Source organism: Iodobacter sp. BJB302 (assembly GCF_002735645.1).
GTDB lineage: Bacteria > Pseudomonadota > Gammaproteobacteria > Burkholderiales > Chitinibacteraceae > Iodobacter.
The window spans coordinates 1-507 of sequence record NZ_PDZG01000204.1 but is presented as its reverse complement, the minus strand read 5'-3'; the positions used below and the strand labels follow the sequence as shown (position 1 = coordinate 507).

The window sequence follows — 507 nt, the reverse complement described above, 5'->3', positions numbered from 1 at the left end:
CTCGGAACTGGAGCTGGCAAGATGAAGTGCAATTGAACCCCGACCGGGCTATTGAGCCTAAAACAAGCGAGGAATTACAGGTCGCTTAAATCGTAAAAACATCTCAACTATCTTGACAATTACCGTTATCAATCGGGCTAAGGCCGTCCTCGCTATAGCGCTCCAACGCATCCCAGCGTTTGCAACTGTAATTCAGTGCTTTAGCCAAGCCACTATTGGGGGCAACTTTGAGCAGCATTTGATCCAGCCACATTTTGAACTCGTTCAGCAGTGGTCGGGCTTCGAGCAAACGCTGTCTGGCCCGTTCGGCAATCCGTGCCTCTGAGGTTAAATCCAGTGCGTTAATCTCGCTTTCCAGTGCATACAGGGCCGCGATGCGCCGCAGCGCTTCGGCGGCAATCGGGCTTTGGTTCGATTCATACAGCTCATAGAATTTGCGCCTTGCATGCGCCCAGCAGCCGAGTTCGGTTACGCCCGTGCTAAACAGCGCTTTATAGCCCGCATAGC

At 52.7% G+C, this 507-nt stretch carries 1 protein-coding gene; it reads right to left on the bottom strand.

From position 1 onward, the window contains the following. Positions 1-103: 103 nt before the first annotated feature. Positions 104-507 (bottom strand): transposase (locus CSQ88_RS22655; RefSeq protein ID WP_143449607.1); only part of this gene is annotated, 404 nt, incomplete at its 5' end.